Annotated in this window: 17 protein-coding genes; 13 read left to right on the top strand and 4 right to left on the bottom strand. The window is 70.4% G+C overall.

Features of this window, described 5'->3' with window-relative positions:
- Window positions 1-15: 15 nt before the first annotated feature.
- Window positions 16-1,143 carry a magnesium/cobalt transporter CorA gene (gene corA, locus Acy02nite_RS23075; RefSeq protein ID WP_203743807.1) on the bottom strand — a complete coding sequence of 376 codons (1,128 nt, stop codon included), beginning with the start codon at window positions 1,141-1,143 and terminating at the stop codon, window positions 16-18.
- 164 nt (window positions 1,144-1,307) lie between these two features.
- Window positions 1,308-2,402, bottom strand: a complete 1,095-nt coding sequence (locus tag Acy02nite_RS23070) for an aminotransferase-like domain-containing protein (RefSeq protein WP_203743805.1) — start codon at window positions 2,400-2,402, stop codon at window positions 1,308-1,310.
- A gap of 65 nt (window positions 2,403-2,467) precedes the next feature.
- Between Acy02nite_RS23070 and Acy02nite_RS23065 the strand changes: the two genes are divergently transcribed.
- From Acy02nite_RS23065 to Acy02nite_RS23055, 3 genes are read left to right on the top strand one after another with little or no spacing between them, the layout of a single operon-like run.
- A complete protein-coding gene (locus Acy02nite_RS23065; RefSeq protein ID WP_203743803.1) occupies window positions 2,468-3,199 on the top strand; it encodes a phosphocholine cytidylyltransferase family protein in 732 nt (243 codons plus the stop codon).
- Entirely contained in the window at window positions 3,187-4,248 is a 1,062-nt protein-coding gene (locus tag Acy02nite_RS23060) for an iron-containing alcohol dehydrogenase family protein (protein WP_203743801.1), read from the top strand. Before Acy02nite_RS23065 ends, Acy02nite_RS23060 begins: the two co-directional genes overlap by 13 nt.
- A complete protein-coding gene (locus Acy02nite_RS23055) occupies window positions 4,223-4,942 on the top strand; it encodes a CDP-alcohol phosphatidyltransferase family protein (RefSeq protein ID WP_203743799.1) in 720 nt (239 codons plus the stop codon). Before Acy02nite_RS23060 ends, Acy02nite_RS23055 begins: the two co-directional genes overlap by 26 nt.
- Before the next feature lie 470 nt (window positions 4,943-5,412).
- Here Acy02nite_RS23055 and Acy02nite_RS23045 read toward each other — a convergent pair whose 3' ends face one another.
- Window positions 5,413-6,579 (bottom strand): glycosyltransferase family 4 protein, encoded by a 1,167-nt coding sequence (locus Acy02nite_RS23045; RefSeq protein ID WP_203743797.1) that lies wholly within the window; start codon window positions 6,577-6,579, stop codon window positions 5,413-5,415.
- Between the two features lie 24 nt (window positions 6,580-6,603).
- Between Acy02nite_RS23045 and Acy02nite_RS23040 the strand changes: the two genes are divergently transcribed.
- The 4 genes from Acy02nite_RS23040 (at window position 6,604) to Acy02nite_RS23025 (ending at window position 11,755) form a co-directional block, all read left to right on the top strand.
- Window positions 6,604-7,467: an Fpg/Nei family DNA glycosylase gene (locus Acy02nite_RS23040; RefSeq protein ID WP_203743795.1), complete on the top strand. Its 864-nt coding sequence runs from the start codon at window positions 6,604-6,606 to the stop codon at window positions 7,465-7,467.
- 178 nt (window positions 7,468-7,645) lie between these two features.
- Window positions 7,646-9,238 (top strand): sugar transferase, encoded by a 1,593-nt coding sequence (locus Acy02nite_RS23035; protein WP_203743793.1) that lies wholly within the window; start codon window positions 7,646-7,648, stop codon window positions 9,236-9,238.
- Window positions 9,239-9,543: 305 nt separating this feature from the next.
- Window positions 9,544-10,812 (top strand): sensor histidine kinase, encoded by a 1,269-nt coding sequence (locus Acy02nite_RS23030; protein WP_203743791.1) that lies wholly within the window; start codon window positions 9,544-9,546, stop codon window positions 10,810-10,812.
- A 190-nt stretch (window positions 10,813-11,002) separates the two neighbouring features.
- Window positions 11,003-11,755, top strand: a complete 753-nt coding sequence (locus tag Acy02nite_RS23025) for a LytR/AlgR family response regulator transcription factor (protein WP_203743789.1) — start codon at window positions 11,003-11,005, stop codon at window positions 11,753-11,755.
- A gap of 182 nt (window positions 11,756-11,937) precedes the next feature.
- On the opposite strand, the gene Acy02nite_RS23020 is transcribed toward Acy02nite_RS23025, so the two are convergent.
- The gene (locus tag Acy02nite_RS23020; protein ID WP_203743787.1) at window positions 11,938-12,309 is read right to left on the bottom strand and encodes a hypothetical protein; all 372 of its coding nucleotides are present in this window, start codon (window positions 12,307-12,309) and stop codon (window positions 11,938-11,940) included.
- Between the two features lie 198 nt (window positions 12,310-12,507).
- Here Acy02nite_RS23020 and Acy02nite_RS23015 point away from each other — a divergent pair, with 198 nt between their 5' ends.
- The 6 genes from Acy02nite_RS23015 to Acy02nite_RS22990 all read left to right on the top strand — a co-directional run bounded on the left by Acy02nite_RS23015 (window position 12,508) and on the right by Acy02nite_RS22990 (window position 18,626).
- Window positions 12,508-13,203 carry a response regulator transcription factor gene (locus tag Acy02nite_RS23015; protein WP_203743785.1) on the top strand — a complete coding sequence of 232 codons (696 nt, stop codon included), beginning with the start codon at window positions 12,508-12,510 and terminating at the stop codon, window positions 13,201-13,203.
- Window positions 13,200-14,252 carry a HAMP domain-containing sensor histidine kinase gene (locus tag Acy02nite_RS23010; protein WP_239175109.1) on the top strand — a complete coding sequence of 351 codons (1,053 nt, stop codon included), beginning with the start codon at window positions 13,200-13,202 and terminating at the stop codon, window positions 14,250-14,252. Before Acy02nite_RS23015 ends, Acy02nite_RS23010 begins: the two co-directional genes overlap by 4 nt.
- Before the next feature lie 88 nt (window positions 14,253-14,340).
- Window positions 14,341-15,846 carry a DUF4153 domain-containing protein gene (locus Acy02nite_RS23005; RefSeq protein ID WP_239175108.1) on the top strand — a complete coding sequence of 502 codons (1,506 nt, stop codon included), beginning with the start codon at window positions 14,341-14,343 and terminating at the stop codon, window positions 15,844-15,846.
- Between the two features lie 31 nt (window positions 15,847-15,877).
- Window positions 15,878-16,261, top strand: a complete 384-nt coding sequence (locus Acy02nite_RS23000) for a DUF485 domain-containing protein (protein WP_203743781.1) — start codon at window positions 15,878-15,880, stop codon at window positions 16,259-16,261.
- The gene (locus tag Acy02nite_RS22995) at window positions 16,258-17,883 is read left to right on the top strand and encodes a sodium/solute symporter (RefSeq protein ID WP_203743779.1); all 1,626 of its coding nucleotides are present in this window, start codon (window positions 16,258-16,260) and stop codon (window positions 17,881-17,883) included. The genes Acy02nite_RS23000 and Acy02nite_RS22995 overlap by 4 nt, the downstream gene beginning before the upstream one ends.
- A gap of 65 nt (window positions 17,884-17,948) precedes the next feature.
- Window positions 17,949-18,626, top strand: coding sequence for an SCO2207 family protein (locus Acy02nite_RS22990; protein ID WP_203743777.1), 678 nt, complete (start codon window positions 17,949-17,951; stop codon window positions 18,624-18,626).
- Window positions 18,627-19,028: the final 402 nt, after the last annotated feature.

Raw genomic sequence — 19,028 nt, 5'->3', positions numbered from 1 at the left:
GCAGCCTATCGATATCTACAACCAGCCGTTGCGCCGGAACGCGCGGTAGAGGATCACGGTGATGACGGCGAGGAAGGCCATCAGCCCCGGATAGCCGTACCGCCAGTGGAGTTCCGGCATGTACTCGAAGTTCATGCCGTAGATGCCGGCCGCCGCGGTCCACGCCGTCGCGATACCGGCCCAGGCGGCGATCTTGCGCATGTCGTTGTTCTGGTCGACCGTGACCTGGGCCAGGCGTGCCTGCAGGATCGAGTTGAGCAGGTCGTCGTAGGAGGAGACCTGCTCGACCGTACGCGTCAGATGGTCCTGCACGTCCCGGAAGTAACGCCTGATCTCCTTGGGCACCACGCCCTGGCTCGCGATGATCCCGGCGAGCGGGCGCTGCAGCGGCACCACCGCCCGGCGGAACTCCACGAGCTCTCGTTTGAGCTGGTAGACCTGCTGGATCGGGGCGCTGCGGTCACGCGAGAAGACGCCCTCCTCGATCAGGTCCAGGTCGGCCTCGACCTGCTCGGCCACCACCAGGTAGTGGTCGACGACCCGGTCGGTCACCGCGTAGGCCACCGCCCACGGGCCCTGCTCCAGCAGGTTCGCCCGCTGTTTCTCCAGGTCGGCGCGGACCGGGGTCATCTCGGACGCCTCACCGTGGCGAACCGTGATCACAAACCGGTCACCCACGAAGATCATCATCTGGCCGGTCTCGACCACCTGGGAGCTCTCGGTCAGTTCCTGGTGCGGCACGTACCGGGCGGTCCGCAGGACGAGGAAGTGCACCTCACCGAACTGCTCGAGCTTCGGCCGCTGCTCGGCCTTGACCGCGTCCTCCACGGTCAGCTCGTGCAGCCCGTACGTATGGGCGATCTCGGTCATCTCGTGCTCGGACGGCTGGTGCAGACCGAGCCAGACGAACGCGTCGTCACGCCGGCGGACCTCGGCGAACGCCTGGTCCGGAGTGAACGAGCCGGGAATCCGCTCACCGGCCACATAGACCCCGCAGTCGACGACCGAGCTGCCGTCCGCACCGGGTTCACCGGTCTGCGGACTCGTCTCGGTCGCGCCGAGGAAGCGTCCCATCGCGCGGGCCGCCCACGCCCTGGACAGCGGGCGGTTACGGTTCCACGAACCGTTCTCCTGCTCGCTCATACCGACCTCCCCCGGGTGACCCGACAAACCAATCGAGGCTACTTCCTCGGGTCGCAGGGAGGTTCGGCCGGGCGGGCCGCCGAAGTCGGCGGGGGGTCGGACTCACGGGGCCCACCCGGACGGACCTACTACTTCCCGGGTCCGTCCGGGCGGAAACACCGGAATCAGCCGCGGACCTCGTCGATGGCCTCGGCGAGCCGCCGGACACCCTCGTCGATCTGGTCCACGGTGACCGCCGAGTACGCCAGGCGCACCGAGTTGTGGCCGCCCTCGAGCAGGAAGTCGCTGCCCTTGACGATCGCGACGCCCTTCTTCATGGCCGCCGGGAACAGCTTGTTCACGTCGATGTCCGAGGGCAGGTCGACCCAGAGGAAGTACCCACCGTCCGGCTCGGTGAACGTCGCGCCGGGGATCCGGTCCCGGATCGACTCGGCCAGCACCCGGGCCCGCTCGCCCAGCGCCTCACTGACCTTGCGCACCGACTTCTCGATGTCGCCGGAGACGCAGAACTGGTGCACGATCGCCTCGGACACCATGCCCGGGGAGATGTAGAGGTTGGTCGCCTTCTTCGCGATCGCGTCGATCAGCGCGGCCGGGCCGACCAGGTAACCGACGCGGACGCCGGGGCAGACCGTCTTGGTGAAGCTGGAGGCGTGCACGACCAGGTTGTTGCTGTCCATCGACAGCATCGAGGGCAGCGCCTCGCCGCGGAACCGGATGTCCACGTACGGGTCGTCCTCGAAGATGATGAACTCGTACTGCTCGGCCAGTGCGAGCAGCGCCTGCCGCTTCTCCGCGGAGAGCGTGAGGCCGGCCGGGTTCTGGTAGTTCGGGATGATGTGCGCCAGCTTCGGGCGGACCCCGGACTCGAGCAGCCCGCGCAGCTCGTCGATGTCGATGCCGTCTTCCCGCAGCGTCACCTGGTGCACCTTGGCGCCCAGGTTCTGCAGGTTGAGCAGGGTGCGGTCGTAGGTCGGCTTCTCCACGACCACGTCGTCGCCGGGCTGCACCAGGTGGCCGAAGAGGAACGCGTCGGCCTGCAGCGAGCCGTTGGTCACGATGACCTGGTCCGGCGAGACACCGTGCTTGTCCGCGATCCACTTGCGCAGCGGCAGATATCCGACGGACGTGCCGTAGGCGGTGACACCCGCCGGATCGTTGTCGAAAGCGCGGGCGGCGGCGGCCTTCAGGCCTTCCACGTCGACGATGTCCAGCGACGGAGCACCACGGGCGAACGAGATGAGCTGCTCAGCGGTCATGCCGACCAGCTTAGAAGGGCGCTGCCGACCGGTTCGTAGCGGATTCCCACTCGCCAGGAGGAAGCATGATCGGCCTCATTCTCGCCGCCGGAGCCGGACGACGGCTGCGCCCGTACACCGACACCCTGCCCAAGGCGCTGGTCCCGGTGGACGGGGAGACCACGATCATGGACATCTCGCTGCGGAACCTCGCCGCTGTGGGGCTGACCGACGTCACGATCGTGGCCGGCTACCGCGCCGAGGCACTGCACGACCGGAAAGAGGGATTCGAGCGTACGTACGGCGTCCGCATCACCCTCGTCCACAACGACCGCGCCCAGGAGTGGAACAACGCGTACTCCCTCTGGCTGGCCCGGGAGCACTTCGCGCGGGGCGCCCTGGTCGTCAACGGGGACACCGTGCACCCGGTCGGCGTCGAGAAAACCCTCCTCGCCGCGCGCGGCCCCAGCATCCTGCTCGCGGTCGACACCGTTAAGCAGGTGGCCGACGAAGAGATGAAGACGGTTTTCGGCGCCGACGGCCGACTGACCAAGATCACGAAGCTGATGGATCCCGCCGAGTCGCACGGCGAGTACATCGGCGCCTGCATCATCGAGGCGCCGGCGGCCCCGGCGGTGGCCGACGCGTTGAAGAGGACCTGGGAGCGCGACCCGGACCGCTACTACGAGGACGGGTTCCAGGAGTACGCGAATTGCGGCGGCGCCGTCCGCGGGGCCGACATCGGCCAGGTCGAGTGGATCGAGGTGGACAACCATGACGATCTCGTCAGGGCGCGGGACATCGCATGCCGCTGCTAGTTCGTAGCGTCCAGACCCCGCTGCACATCGACGTCCGGCGGGGCGCTGTCGCGGATCTGGGCAGCATCCTGGCCGACGGCCGGATCTCGGCCGGTGGCGAGGTCGCGGTCGTGGTCGGCCCGGGCCTCGGCGAGCGGATCGCCGGCCTGCTGCGGCCGTCGCTGCGCGCCGCGACGATCCACGTGACCGGCGGCGGCACCCTGGACGCCGCGCTGGAACTGGCCGGCCGGCTGCGGGCCGGCAACTTCGACGCGGTGGTCGGGATCGGCGGCGGCAAGACCGTCGACACCGCGAAGTACGCGGCCAGCCGCTGGGGCCTGCCGATGGTCTCGGTCGCCACCAGCCTGGCCAACGACGGGATCGCCTCCCCGGTGGCCAGCCTGGTCAACGACGGGATCAAGGGCTCGTACGGGGTGCACATCCCGTTCGGCGTGATCGTCGACCTGGACTTCGTGGAGACCGGGCCGGACCGCGTCAACCGGGCCGGCATCGGCGACGTGATCAGCAACATCAGCGCGCTGGCCGACTGGGAGCTGGCCCGCGTGATGCGCGACGAGCCGGTCGACGGGTTCGCGGCCTCGCTGGCCCGGATGGGCGCCGAGGCGGTGCTGACGATGCCCGGCGACATGGCCGACGACGCGTTCGTCACGGTGCTCGCCGAGTCGCTGATCGCGAGCGGGCTGGCGATGGCGATCTCGGGCAGCAGCCGTCCGTCGTCCGGTGGCTGTCACGAGATCATGCACGCCATCGACGCGCTCTATCCGGAGACCGCCTCCCACGGGGAACTGGCCGGGCTGGGCGCGCTGTTCTGCACGTTCCTGCGCGGCGACCACCGGCGCTTTGCGCAGATGGCCGACTGCCTGGGACGGCACCGGCTGCCGCGCCTGCCGTCCGAGGTCGGTCTGAACGCCGAGCAGTTCGCCCGGGCCGTCGAGTTCGCCCCGCGGACCCGGCCGGACCGTTACACCATCCTCGAACATCTGGCGATGACGCCGGACGAGACCCGGCAGAGGCTGACCGAGTATGCGAACGTTCTCGCCGCCCGCTGAGCCCACGGCCGCCGACTACTATGCGGTCAACCGTGGCGGCGGGCTGTTCAGCGAGGCGATCAGCCAGCGGATCGGCTCGCGGATCGCGGTCGTCGCGCGCCGGCACGGCCTGAGCCCGACCGCGCTGACCATCCTCAACCTGTGCCTGGGCCTGCTCACCGCGTTCGTGGTGATCGCCGCGGCCGGACCGGTCGCCCACGGCCGGGTGCCCGGCGCCCTGGTCGGCCTGATCGCGCTGGCCGGCTGGCAACTGGCGTACGCCCTCGACTGCGCCGACGGTCAGCTCGCCCGCGGCACCGGGCAGAGCACCGCGGCCGGTGGGCGGCTCGACGTGCTCTGCGACGTGGCCGTGCAGTCGGCGCTGGTGGCAGCCCTCTCGGCGACCGCCAAGGCACAGGAGTCGGGCACTCCGGCGTGGCTGTTGTCGGCCTTCGCCGCCACCTGGATGGTCAACCTGGTCACGTCGGTGATGCAGCAGGGCGGCCAGGCGCCGAGCATGGTGACCAGCCGCTCGCCGGCGGTCCGCACGGTCAAGCTGGTCCGTGACTACGGCGCGGTGGTCGCGCTGGCCGGCCTGGTGCTCATCGTGGCGCCGGGGTTCGCGGTCTGGTTCGTGGCGGTGTTCACCCTGGTCAACGGCGGGTTCCTGGCTGCCAGCATCGCCTTCACCGGGCGCAGCGCGCTCCGCGGTTAGATCAACTTCCGGCGCGCGTACGGCGATGGAGCGCCTCCACGGCCGTACGCGCGGAAGGATGTTGATCTAGACCCGCACCGGGATCGCCGAGGACGAGCCCAGCACGGCCCCCTTGGCGTCCAGCGCCTCGGCGACGACGTATTCCTGCGTGCCGCTGACCGTCAGGGTCATCTCGAAGCCGGTGCGGGCCGCCTCACCGTCGTGCTCAGCTCCTGCGGCTGACCACCGGCCCGCGCCCGCCACCGGGCGATGCCGGTGTGCCCGTTCAAGCTGGCGGTGACGATCACGTTGCCGCGTCCGCGAGCTCCCGGAAGTTGCCCTGGGTCGGCGCCGAGACCCGGTCGGGATGCACGAACTCGGCCGCGAACGTGACCTTCCGCGCCGCCTAGTCCACCTTGAACACCAGCCCGAGCCGAATCCCCCTGCGGCAGCGGCGCGTACCCCGTGAGATTCCCCGGCTCGCCACAGAATTACCTTGGCGCGCGCTGTGAATGCATGTCCGCGTAGACCTCGATCAGGCGCTTGGTGAGCACGTCGGGATGGAAGTGGGCCAGATAGCGCTCCCGGGCCGCGATCGCCGCCCGGGCCGCCTCGGCTCGCGCGACCGGCAGCACCGCGGCCAGCGCCGCCGGGTCCGGCTCGGCCAGCCAGCCCGCCGCCCCGATCAGGTAGGGAACCCCGCCGACCGCCGTGCCGAGCACCGGCCGGCCCGACGCCATCGCCTCCAGGATCACCGTGGGCAGCACGTCCTCCCAGGTGGGAACGGCGACCACGACCGACGACGCGCGCCGGGCCGCGGTCATCCCGGCCCGGTCCAGCGGGCCCAGGTAGGTGACGTCGGACCGCTCGGCCGCGGCCTGCTCGGCCAGGTGACGCAGCTCCCCGTCACCGGCGATCCGCAGCGGGCCGAGCGAGCCGTCCGGGTGCCGGCGCCACGCGTCCAGCAGTAGGCCCAGGCCCTTCTCCGGGGAGAGCCGGGCGCCGTAGAGGAAGCCGTCGCCGAGCGGTTCCGGCTGCCCCGGGTCGGGCAGGCCGTTCGGCTTGATCACGATGCGCTCGGGCGCGATGCCGTAGTCGGTCAGGTGCGCGGCGATCTTGTCGGTCAGCGCGATGTAGCGGTCCACCGAGCGCCAGGTCGGGCGGTGCACGGCCAGCGTGGTCGCCATGATCGCGCTCTGCGCCGCCGAGCCGCGGTAGCACTTGTGCTTGATCGCCGGCCAGCCGAGCAGCTTGCCGCGGCAGTCCTGGCAGTTGTGCCCGTCCCGGAAGTACAGGCCCGACGAGCAGACCTGCCGGTAGTTGTGGACCGTCTGGACGACGGGCACGTTGAACCGGTGCGCCGTCTGGATCACTCTGGGCGATATGAGCGGATATGGGTTGTGAAGATGGAGGACATCCGGTCTTTCGGTTTTGATCAACTCTGCAAGATCACGCTGGGCGGCCACCCCCAGCATCGGGGAGACCGGCAGCAGCGCCTTCTGAGCCGCCGAGAACGACGCGATCGAGTCGGAACTCCGCTGGAACGGCAGCACCTCCAGGCCGGCCGCCCGGAGCTGCTCTATCTCGGTGTCCACGATGACGTTCTCCCCGGAGGGGATCGCCTCGCGGTACCGGTTGTGCGCAACCACCACCTTCACGGATCAGAACGCTACCGTGGACCTGTGCCCGAACTCCCTGAGGTCGAGGCGCTCGCTGCGTACCTGCGGGAGCGCGCGGTCGGCCACACCGTGCAGCGCTTCGAGGTCTCCTCGTTCAGCGCGCTGAAGACGTACGATCCGGCGCCCTCTGCCCTGACCGGCCTGCCGATCACCTCGGCCGGGCGGCACGGCAAGTTCCTGGACATCGGCATCGGCCCCGAGGTGCACCTGGTGGTCCACCTCGCCCGGGCCGGCTGGCTGCACTACCGCGACGCGTTCAAGTCGCCGGCCCCGCTCAAACCGGGCAGCGGGCCGATCGCGATCCGGCTCCGGCTCGACGACGGCTCCGGCTTCGACCTGACCGAGGCCGGCACGCAGAAGTCGCTCGCCGCTTACCTGGTTCGCGATCCGCTGACCGAGGTCCCGGGCGTGTCGCGGCTCGGCCCGGACGCTCTGGCGGTCTCCCGCGACGAGTTCGCCGATCTCCTGAAATCGCGGAACGGGCAGGTCAAGGGCGTGCTCACCGATCAGGAGGTGATCGCCGGAATCGGCAATGCATATTCCGACGAGATCTTGCACGTAGCGCGGATGTCGCCCTTCGCACTCACCGGAAAGCTCACCGGCGAGCAGCTCACCACGTTGTACGAGGCGATGCGCGAAGTGGAGACGGACGCCGTGCAACGCTCGGTCGGGCAGAAGGCCGCCGAGCTCAAGGGCGAGAAACGAGCGGGCATGCGGGTGCACGCCCGTACCGGTCTGCCGTGCCCCGTCTGCGGGGACACCGTGCGCGAGGTGTCGTTCGCCGACAAGAGCCTGCAGTACTGCGCGACCTGCCAGACCGGCGGCAAACCGCTCGCCGACCGCCGCCTGTCCAAGTTGGTCCGGTGAAGACCGCCACCGATCGGTCACTGACCGTGTTGGTAAGGATTGCTACCACAACGTCACCTTCTCTCCGGCCGATCCATCGGTATAGTGGCCCGGTCCCTGGACACCGTTGTGACGCGAACGGGTATCGGCGGACCCGCCGACGGTCTCAAGGTCGTGGCGGTGCGTAATCTTTTTCCGGATGCGGGAGGACGTAGGCGAAGTGACGACTAGCCTGCATCGCCCAACGACCGACAGCAGCCGGAGTAAGCCCGTGCGGTACGACAGCTTCGAGTGGCCGCAGCAACAGGAGCAGCCACCGAGCAACGGTGTCCCCCGATCGGCGTGGACCCGTCAGAAACGCAGGCTTTCCCGGTGGCATCGGCCGTACACAGCCGCTCTGATCGTCCTCGACATCCTCTCCACTCTCGGTGCCAGCTGGATCGCCTCCTTCCTCGAGAAGTCGCAGAGCGGTTTCCAGGGCAAGAGCTGGTGGTTCCTCGAGGGCAGCGACCTCTTCACCTTCTTCGCCTACGTCGTGCTCCCGCTCGGCTGGCTGCTGCTGCTCTGGACCAACGGCACGTATGACCGCCGTTACCTGGGCCTGGGCAGCGAGGAGTTCAAGCGGACCGTCCGCACCTCGGTCACCGTGGTCGCCGCGGTGTCGCTGCTCGCGTTCGCCACGAAGACCCCGCTGTCGCGTGGCACGGTCGCGACCGTTTCGCTGAGCGCGCTGCTGCTCATCCTGATCGGCCGGGTCGCCGCCCGTCAGGTGCTGCACATCTCCCGGCGCCGCACCGGTCACGGCGCGCACCGGATGATCCTGGTCGGCACGCTGCCCGAGGCGCTCGAGGTCTACACCGCGGTCACCCGCAGCCCGGCCGCCGGCCTGATCCCGGTCGCGATCCACATCACCGACGGTTACGCGGCGACCCGCGGCATCGAGACGCCGATCCCGATCTTCACCGGGCGTGACGTGCTGTCGCTGGTCCACGAGGTCGGCGCCGACACGATCGCGGTCTGCGGCTCGGCCAGCAACGAGCCCGGCGAGCTGCGCCGCCTGGCCTGGCAACTGGAGGGCACCGGCGTCGACCTGGTCGTCGCGCCGCAGCTCACCGACATCGCCGGCCCGCGCGTGCACATCCGCCCGATCGAGGGCCTGCCGCTGCTGCACGTCGAGGAGCCCACGCTCTCCGGCCCCGGCTGGCTGATCAAGAACCTGCTCGACCGCGTCGTCGCCGCCCTCGGACTGATCCTGATCAGCCCGATCCTGGCGGTCATCGCGCTCGGCATCCGGCTCTCCGACCCCGGCCCGGTCATCTTCCGGCAGACCCGCGTCGGGCACGACGGCCAGACGTTCAAGGTCTGGAAGTTCCGGACGATGTATGTCGACGCCGAGGAGCGCAAGGCCACGCTGGAGGAGCTCAACGAGTCCGACGGCATGCTCTTCAAGATGAAGCACGACCCGCGCATCTTCGCCTTCGGCCAGAAGCTGCGGGCCACGTCGCTGGACGAGCTGCCCCAGCTGATCAACGTGCTCAAGGGCGAGATGTCGCTGGTCGGGCCCCGGCCCCTGCCCGCGGACGACGGCGACTACCTGGGCGACGTCCGGCGGCGCCTGCTGGTCCGGCCCGGCATCACCGGTCTCTGGCAGGTCAGCGGGCGTTCGGACCTGTCGTGGGACGAGGCGGTCCGGCTCGACCTGTACTACGTCGACAACTGGTCGCTGACCTACGACCTGAGCATCCTGTGGCGGACGATCTTCGTGGTGCTGAAGCGCAAGGGCGCCTACTGAGGCTTGATCTCTGGTTCCGCCACCCCCGGCCCGCGACTTCCTCGTCGCGGGCCGTTCTCGTTCTCGTTCACGGCGCGAAGCCGTCGCGCCCTGGTCCAGGTGACGGCGCCGGCCGGGTTCTGGCTGGTTCTCACCGTGGTTGTTCGTGCCTCATGACCACGGTGAGAACCAGCTGACGGCCGCGACGTACGCTGCGGCTCTCCACAGTGGCGGTTGTCCACAGGCGGGTCATGGCTGTCCGAGTTTGTCCACAGGCTGAGGAAGTGGCATGGCGCGGAGGGCTCGGAGGCGTCAGGATCTGTGCCGTGGCTGGGCAGATCGGAAGTGTGCTGGCGGTGGTCGCCGTGCTGGCGGCGCTCGCTGCCGCCGTGGTGGCTGTGCTGCGGCTCCGGGCCCGGCGCGGAATCGCCACGACCATGCAGCGCGCCACCTGGGAGGTGCTGCACACCGCTTCGCTGGCCGCCGAGCCGCTGCGGGCCGGGCTGACCCAGGCGACCGCGGCGAAAGCGGCCCGGCATCTGCGCACGCTGGTCGGCGCGGTCGGCCTGAGCCTCTCCGACGGGGTGACGTGCCTGGCCTTCGACGGTCGCGGCGCCCACCACTCCGACCAGTTGACGGCCGCCGCCCAGCGAGCCCTCGATACGCGCCGCTCGATCGTCCTGACCGCCGCCGACCTGCCCTGCGACCGCGTCGACTGCGTGGTCCGCGGGGCGGTGGTGGCGCCGCTCCCCGGGCCGGCCACCACAGCGACCACGGCGGGCCGCCCCGGCCGAGCGGCAGACGCCACCGGCACGGCCGCCGGGCGCCCGGGGCGTTCATCGGGGGCGGCGGCTCTGATCGCGGTCTCCGACGGGCCACCGGCGCCGGGTCTGGTGCAGGCGACGCTGGAAGCGGCCCGCTGGGCGGGTTCCCAGCTCGCCCTCGTCGAGCTCGACTCGTCACGCGAGCGGCTGGCCCGGGCCGAGGTGCGGGCGTTGCGCGCGCAGATCAGTCCGCACTTCATCTACAACGCGCTGACCGCGATCGCCTCGTTCGTGCGCACCGACCCGGAGCGGGCGCGTGAGCTGATCCTGGAGTTCGCCGAGTTCACGAGGTACTCGTTCCGCGCGCACGGCGAGTTCACCACCCTCGCCGAGGAGTTGCGCTCGATCGATCGTTACCTGACCATCGAGCGCGCCCGCTTCGGTGACCGTCTGCAGGTCAGGCTGCAGATCGCGCCCGAGGTGCTGCCGGTCGGCCTCCCGTTCCTGTGCCTGCAGCCCCTGGTGGAGAACGCTGTCCGGCACGGCCTGTCCCGTAAACCCGGCGTCGGTATGGTGAACATCGAAGCCCGTGACGCCGGTGCCGAGTGTCACATCACGGTCGAGGACGACGGTGTCGGCATGGATCCGTCGGTCTTCGGGCAGGACGGTTCCGACAACGAGGAGGGCCAGCACGTCGGGCTGGTCAATGTGGACGAGCGGCTGCGCTCGGTCTTCGGCGACCACCACGGCCTGGTCGTAGAGACGGCCCCCGGCGCCGGCACGAAGGTGAGCATGCGAGTCCCGAAGTTCCACCCCGAGGTCCGCGCATGACCGGCCCCGCCCGCCCGCAGCCACCCGCACCCGGCTGGCCTTCACGGCTGTATCGCAGGCCCGGACGCAGCCCTGAGCACCAGCCGAGCCTGCGGGGCCGGGCCTTGGGGGTGTGTCGCGCTGAGGTGGGACGCCGCTGGGGAGCCGGCGGGGTGGGGGAGTGCGGGCCGAGAAGAGAGCGGAGACGGGCATGAGCCTGGTCGTGCTGGCTGTGGACGACGAGCCACCGGCGCTCGACGAGCTGGCCTATCTGCTGAACGCGGACGGCCGGGTCGCCCACGTGCACCGGGCGGGCGACGCGACCGAGGCGCTGCGGGTGCTGCGGGACACCGAGGTGGACGCCGTCTTCCTGGACATCCGGATGCCCGGGCTGGACGGTATGGAGCTGGCCCGGATCCTGCGCCGGTTCGCGCATCCGCCGGCGATCGTGTTCGTGACCGCCTACGACGACGGGGCGGTGGACGCGTTCGACCTGGGCGTGACCGACTACGTGCGCAAGCCTGTGCGGGCCGAGCGGCTCGGTGAGTCACTGCGGCGCGTGGCCGGGCTGCGGGTCGTGCCGGCACCGGCCGCCACGTTGGCGACGGCGGTGGCGGACGAGCCCGCGATCCCGGTCGAGCTTGCCGGCACCACCCGAATGCTGCCGCGGTCGTCGGTCCGCTGGGTCGAGGCGCAGGGTGACTATGCGCGGTTGCACACCGCTGACGCGTCCCACCTGGTCCGGGTGTCGCTGGCCACGCTCGCCGAGCGCTGGGCGAACGCCGGTTTCGTCCGGATCCATCGGTCGTACCTGGTGCAGCTGCGGCTGGTCACAGAGCTGCGTTTGACCGGTTCCGGCTATGTGGTGGCGGTGGACGGGGTGGAGCTTCCGGTCAGCCGCCGGCACACGAGGGAGCTGAAGGACCGCTTGATTCGCGCCGCCAAGCACGACTGGACCCGCTAATCCACACCGCTATCCACAGCCCGACCGACTTTCCCACAGAGTTATCCACAGGCTGGCCGGGGATAACCACAAGCTGGCCTTAAGCTCGACGGGCGCTCCATGAGGCTCGCCGCACACCCCTCGTACCGCATTGACCTTGCCCCGGAAAGCCCAGCTCACGGCCACGATGGCAGTCATGTCCGTTACTGGTCAGGCGCACAGTAGCGAGTGGTCGAGCCGAGGGACTCGTCCCGCAGCTCGACATAGGCGAGCTGAGCGATCTGTGATGCGAGCCGGCCGTGGAGCTCCCGGGCGACCAGCTCGAACGTGGGACGGAACGGGAACAGCGACGTCCAGGTCTCCCTCGACAGCTCGGCGCAGCACTCGGCCAGCAGGTCCGCGACCACGTCCGTGTCGAAGAACCAGCCACGATCGGTCAGCTGGTCGTCGTCGAAGGTGATCCCGACCCGGAGCAGCACCGCGACGGTGGCGCCCGGCGGCAGAACGGAACGGACCGCTGCCCTCAGCCCCTGACGCGCCTGGAAGCGCCGCTCGACTTCGACGGTGTACGGCATCCACGGATCATCTCCACAGTTCGTTCACAACTCCACCCCCAGCCCTCCGCGACCGGTCAATAGGCTGCTGCCCACACGACGCGGGTCCGGTGAGTCACGGGGGCGCACCGGCCGGCGTCGTGCCATCAGCCGATCGCCGGTGCGGCGATAGGGCAGGCTGATCGCCAGAGCGGCGGCTGACGACGAGGGGCGACGACGATGGAGACTTCGGCTGGTCGACGGGTTCTCGTCGTGGAGGACGAGCGTGCCATCGCCGACGCCGTGGCCGCCCGGCTGCGGGCCGAGGGCTTCCTGGTGCAGGTGGTCGGGGACGGGCCGAGCGCGGTCGAGGCCGCCCGGCGCGATCCGCCCGACGCGATCGTGCTGGACGTCATGCTGCCCGGCTTCGACGGCTTGGAGGTGTGCCGGCGCATCCAGGCGGAGCGGCCCACGCCCGTGCTGATGCTGACCGCTCGCGGCGAGGAGACGGACCTGCTGGTCGGGCTCGCGGTCGGCGCCGACGACTACATGGCCAAGCCGTTCTCGATGCGGGAACTGGCCGCACGTGTCCACGCCCTGCTGCGCCGGGTCGACAAGGTGGCCGCGACGCCGAAGGCCGGCCCGCCGACGCTGCGCCTGGGGGACCTGGAGATCAATCAGGCCGAGCGGCGGGTGCTGCGCGCCGGGGCGGAGAAGCACCTCACCCCGACCGAGTTCGACCTGCTCGTGCATCTGGCCCGGGCGCCGCGGACGGTGCTGCCCCGGGAGCGGCTGCTGGCCGAGGTGTGGGGCTGGGCGGACGCTTCGGGCACCCGCACCGTCGACAGCCACATCAAGGGGCTGCGGCGCAAGCTCGGGGCGGACCTCATCCGTACCGTGCACGGGGTCGGTTATGCCTTGGAAGTCGACCGGTGAGGGCAAAGCTGCTGCAGGTCATCCACGACGTGGCCGCGAAGTTGTTCCGGTGGCTGCCGCGGCCGCTCGACCCGGTGCGGTCGATCAAGGCGAAGCTGTCGCTGGCGCTGGGGTTCGCCGGTGGGATCGGTCTGCTGGTCTTCCTGTGGAGCATCGACTTCTACCGCGTCGACGTGCTGTGGATCGGCATCGCCGCCGCGCTGGGCCTGGTCACGCTGCAGGTGATGGCGCACGGTGCGACGATTCCCCTGCGCGAGATGACGGTGGCGGCCCGGCAGATGGCTCGCGGCGACTACAACCATCGGATCAAGACTCGCTCGCAGGACGAGGTCGGTGAGCTGGCCGACGCCTTCAACCAGATGGCAGCGGATCTGGCCGCAGCGGACCGGCAGCGGCGCGAGCTGATCGCGAACGTCTCGCACGAGCTCCGTACGCCGATCACCGCTCTCCGGGGTTTGCTGGAGAACATCGTCGACGGGGTGGCCGACACCGACCCGGAGACGATGCGCACCGCCCTGGCGCAGACCGAGCGGCTCAGCCGGCTGGTCGGCGACCTGCTGGATCTGTCCCGTCTGGACGCCGGCGTGGTTCCGATGCGCCGCGAGCTGATCGACGTTCCGGAGTTCCTGGACGAGGTGGCCCGGGAGGCGAAGGTCAACGCCGACGGCATCGGCAGGGACGTCCGCGTCGACGTCGCCGCCCCCGCGCTGGTGCTCCCCGGTGACCGCGAGCGCCTGCACCAGGTCTTCGCGAACCTGCTGGACAACGCGACCCGGCACAGCCCGCCGGGTGGTCTGGTCACGCTGCGCGCCGAGCGCCGCGGCGAGCACGTGCTCTTCGTCGTCACGGATCAGGGCGACGGCATCCCGGTCGCGGAGCGGGAGCGGGTCTTCGAGCGCTTCACCCGCGGCGAGCGACCGGCCGGTGGCGGCACCGGCCTGGGGCTGGCCATCGCGCGCTGGGTGGTGCAGCTCCACAACGGAACGATCGCCGCGGTCGAGCCGGCCGACCGGCGCGGCGGCCACATTCACGTACGACTCCCCCTTTAGAAGAGGAATCGACATGTCCACGGCACCGCCAGCTCCTCGACTGGGACAAACCATCACAGTAGGTGCAATTCATGGCCCGTGGCCGGACGTGCGGCTCTGGGCCGGCCGCCTTCCCGGCCCGGCTGCTCCGGCCGCGCCCGGCACCGTCGTCGCGATCCTCGCCGGCACCGCGGTCACCGCGCTCGGCCTGCCACTGGCGCAGACCGGTCTGGGCTGGCTGATCGCCGCCCTCGCCGCCGCGGCCGCGCTGCTCGTGACTCGGCCCGCGACCAGCTCGATCCCACCCCTGGTGAGCCGTGAGCAGCGGGCCTCCGGCTGGGATCGGGCGGCCTGGGGCGCGGCGACGATCGCCCTGGCCGCGGTGGGGACGTTCCGCGCGGCCGGCTGGCTCTTCGCGCTCTGCCTGTGCACGGCCACGCTGACGTTCGCACTGGCGCTCGGGGGCGGACGATCGATGCGCGCGGTCGTCACGACGTACCTGATGGGCCCGGTTGCGATTCTGAGGTCCGTGCCGTGGCTGGTCAGCGGGCTGGCGCGATGGCGACGGGCCGACGGGGCCAGCGGTGGCCCGGCACCGATCCGGATCGTCGCCACCGCCGCGGTCTCGGCCGCCCTGCTCGGGGTCTTCGGGTTGCTCTTCGCATCGGCCGACGACGCCTTCGCCGACGTGGTCGGCGCGCTGCTCCCGGACATCAACGTGGACAGTGTGTTCCGGTGGGTGTTCGTCAGCGCCGTCACCGCCCCACTGCTGTCCGGCGCCGCCTACCTGCGGGTCGCGCCGCCGCGCCTCGCCGACCTGGACCGCACCGAGGGTCGCAAGGTCAACCGGTTGGAGTGGGCCGTTCCGTTGGGGCTGCTCACGCTGCTGTTCGCCGCGTTCGTGACGGTGCAGCTCACGGTGCTCTTCGGCGGAGAACGGCACGTGTCGGCGACGGCCGGGCTCACCTACGCCGGTTACGCCCGGGGCGGCTTCTGGCAGCTCTGCATCGTCACCGGCCTGACCCTGGTGGTGCTGGCCGGCGCCGCGCGCTGGGCGCCCCGGGAGGCGCCCGGTGACCGCCTCGCGCTCCGCGTCGTGCTGGGTGCGCTGACGCTGCTCACGCTCGTCATCGTGGCCTCGGCGCTGGTCCGGATGCAGGTCTACGTCGACACGTACGGCCTGACCCGCCTGCGTCTGCTGGTCGCCTGCTGCGAGGTGTGGTTCGGGGTGGTCCTGCTGCTGGTGCTGCTGGCCGGCATCCGGATCCGGGCGCCGTGGCTGCCCCGCGCGGCGATCGCGACCGGCGTGCTGGCGTTGATCGGCCTGGCCGTGGCGAACCCGGATCTGCGGATCGCGCAGAACCAGTTGCACCGCCCGGCCGACCGGATCGACATCGGCTACCTCGCCACCCTGTCCCCGGACGCGGTCCCGGCTGTCGCCGCGATGTCCGGCGCCGCGGATCGGAGCTGCATCCTCTACCTGATCAGCCTGGACATGGGCGAGGACGACTGGCGGACGTGGAACCTGGACCGATCACGGGCCCGGGACCTGATCGGCGACCACCCGCATCCGGTCAATCCCGATCAATGCCTTTCCACGCGGTACGGCTATTGACATTCCGGCCGGGACGGCGAGACTGCCGGACATGGCCGACGATCCGCCGCCCCCGCGCACCCGGGTCGTGCTGGGCGAAGCCACTGTCCACCGCCGCCCGGCCGACCCGGCCCGCACCGACCTCGCCGACCAGACCGCGATCAGCGAGGCACTGGTGAAGGGCCTGGTCCGGGCCCAGCTGGCGCTGGCTTTACGGCTGTCGCTGGTGGTCGTGGCCGGGCTGGGCGCGCTGCCGTTGCTGTTCGCGGTGGCACCGGCGGTCGGCGGATTCAAGGTCTTCGGGATGCACCTGCCGTGGCTGCTGCTCGGCGTGCTGTCGTTCCCGTTCCTGGTGCTGGTCGGCGCCGCCTACGTGCACTGGGCCGAACGCAACGAGCAGGACTTCACCGCCGTGATCCGCAGGCCGGAGCGGTGAACCCGTACCTCGTGCCGGGCTTGGTCGTGGTCGTCCTGGTGACGATCGGCATCGGCGTGTACGGCCTGCGTTTCGCCCGCACCACCTCGGATTTCCTGGTCGCCTCCCGCAGCGTCAGCCCATCGTGGAACGCCGCCGCGATCAGCGGCGAGTACCTGTCGGCCGCGTCGTTCCTGGGCGTGGCCGGCCTGGTCCTGCGCTACGGCGTCGAGGTGCTCTGGTACCCGGTCGGATTCGCGGCCGGTTACCTGGCACTGCTGCTCTTCGTGGCCGCGCCGCTGCGCCGGTCGGGGGCGTTCACGCTTCCCGACTTCTGCGAGGTACGGCTGCGGTCCACCCGGTTGCGGCGGCTGGCCACGACGTTCGTGCTGTTCATCGGCGCGCTCTATCTGCTGCCGCAGTTGCAGGGCGCGGGCCTGACGTTCGCCACGGTCACCGGCGGTTCATACGCCTGGGGTGCTCTTCTGGTCGGGGTCGTGGTGACCGCCAACGTGGCGTTCGGCGGGATGCGCGCGATCACTTTCGTGCAGGCGTTCCAGTACTGGCTGAAACTGACCGCGCTGGCCGTGCCGATCCTGTTCCTGGTCCTTCAGTGGCAGTCCGACGGGCGTCCCGCGGTGACACCGCCGGCCGGTGCGGTGTTCCCCGCGGCGACCAGCGTGGTGATCGAGCAGGACGCGGTGCTGGACGGGATCGGCCCGGTGACCGCCGGCACGACGCTGCACTTCGCGGCCGGCGACCCGGTGCCGAAGGTGAGCACCGTCGACGCGACGTTCGGGGCCTACTGGCTGCAACCGGGCGGCGATTCCGGGCTCCTCGGCACGTACTCCCTGATCCTGGCCACGTTCCTGGGGACCATGGGGCTGCCGCACGTGCTCGTGCGCTTCTACACGAACCCGGATGGCGCGTCGGCGCGGCGCACCACCCTCGTCGTACTGGCAATGGTCGGCCTGTTCTATCTCCTTCCTACGCTGTACGGCGTCCTCGGGCGCGTCTACACCCCCCAGCTGCTGATGACCGGCCGGACCGACGCCGTGGTGCTGCTGCTGCCGGAGGCGGCGCTGGGCAGCGGACATCTCGGCCGGCTGCTCGGTGCCCTGGTCACCGCCGGCGCGCTGGCCGCGTTCCTGTCCACCTCGTCGGGGCTGCTGACGAGCATCGCCGGGGTGATCTTCACGGATGTGCTGCCGCCCGGACGTTCCGGTTCGGTGCGTGACTTCCGGCTGGCCACGGTGCTGGCGGCGGCGGTGCCGACCACGATGGCGATCTTCGTGTCCGACATGGACGTGTCCCGGGTGGTCGGGCTGGCGTTCGCGGTGGCGGCGTCGAGCTTCTGCCCGCTGCTCGTGCTGGGGATCTGGTGGCGCGGGCTGACCGACGCCGGCGCGATCGCGGGCATCCTGGTCGGCGGCGGGTCCGCGGTGGTGGCCGTCTTCGTCACCGTGCTCGGCGCGGATCTTCCGGGCAACCTGGCCGAGTTCGCCGCGCAGCCGGCGGCCTGGACCGTGCCGCTCGCGTTCTTCGTCATGGTGGTGATGTCGTTGCTGACCAGCCGCCGCGTGCCGGCCGACGTCGGTGCCACGATGCTGCGGCTGCACGCTCCCGAGTCGCTGAGATCCTGAAGCATTTAAGGATCTTTAAGGTACGACCGTCAACCGCGCGTGATCGGCGGCCCGTAGACATGGGCATGAGGAGATCACGCAGCAGTGCATACCGGCGGCCCGGCAGCGGACTCACCGGACGCAACCGCAAGATCGCGATCGGCGTGGCGATCGCCGCTCTCGCCGCCGGCGGGCTGGCCGTCGGCACCGGGATGAGCAACGCGTCCACCACCTGCGACGGGCTCGACAACTCGCTGCGCGAGACCCTCTCCTTCATGGCCGACCAGCGGGCGCATCCCAACGCGCAGACCGACGCGGTGCTGGCGAACCGGCAGGCGGTCGTCGACCTGATCAACGTGCAGCGTCAGCAGGCGGGCTGCACGACGAACGTCGCCGCGCCGCCGGCCGCGACCAAACCCGCCACCACCGCACCCACCAAGGCGGCGACGACCGCCCCGACGAAGGCCGCCACGACGCCACCCGCCGCCGGTGACAACGGCGCGGGCACCGGCACCGGCGAGGTCGTCTGCAAGGGCTCGACAGTGACCCTCTCCGGGGAGGCCGGCGCGCCGTTCGCGTCGAGCGGCACGTTCCCGATCGGGACGAAGCTCAAGGTCACGAACCTGGACAACAACAAGAGCACCACCGTGACCGTGCAGACCACCTCGGGGAGCTGCGTGCTGCTCAACAACGCCGCGTTCGAGCAGGTCCGGGAAGCGGGCAAGTTCCTCATCCGCCGCGCGGTGATCGAGCGGGTCGGCTGAGGGTCGCGAGCGCGCCGCCGGACCGGGGCGGGCGCGCCGCGAAAGCTGATCGGGCCCGGGTCTTCCGCGTTTCCCCCGTTTCGCCGCGGAACACCCGGGCCCGTTCGGGCGCCACGAAATGCATCTGCCTATTTCCGTGACGCAGCAAGTAATCGGCAGATTTCGGGCGACCGCGCCAGATCTTGCGCCAATCACCGCCGTTCCAGCAACTCCGCCGAGCGCGGCTGTGAGAATGGCGACAGCCAGGTCGGAAATGTCATTTACCTCAGCCTATTGACGACATCTGGTCCATTGTGGAAAACCGCCGGTGGGCCAAACCGGCAGGTCAGCGTGCCCGGGCAGCCAGATCCCTCGTCTCCGCAGGTGAACGGGCTGGTCCGAGCCCCGGCACCCGGCTAGGTT

This window comes from Actinoplanes cyaneus (assembly GCF_016862095.1).
GTDB classification, from domain to species: domain Bacteria; phylum Actinomycetota; class Actinomycetes; order Mycobacteriales; family Micromonosporaceae; genus Actinoplanes; species Actinoplanes cyaneus.
This window is presented reverse-complemented; position numbering and strand designations above follow the sequence as displayed.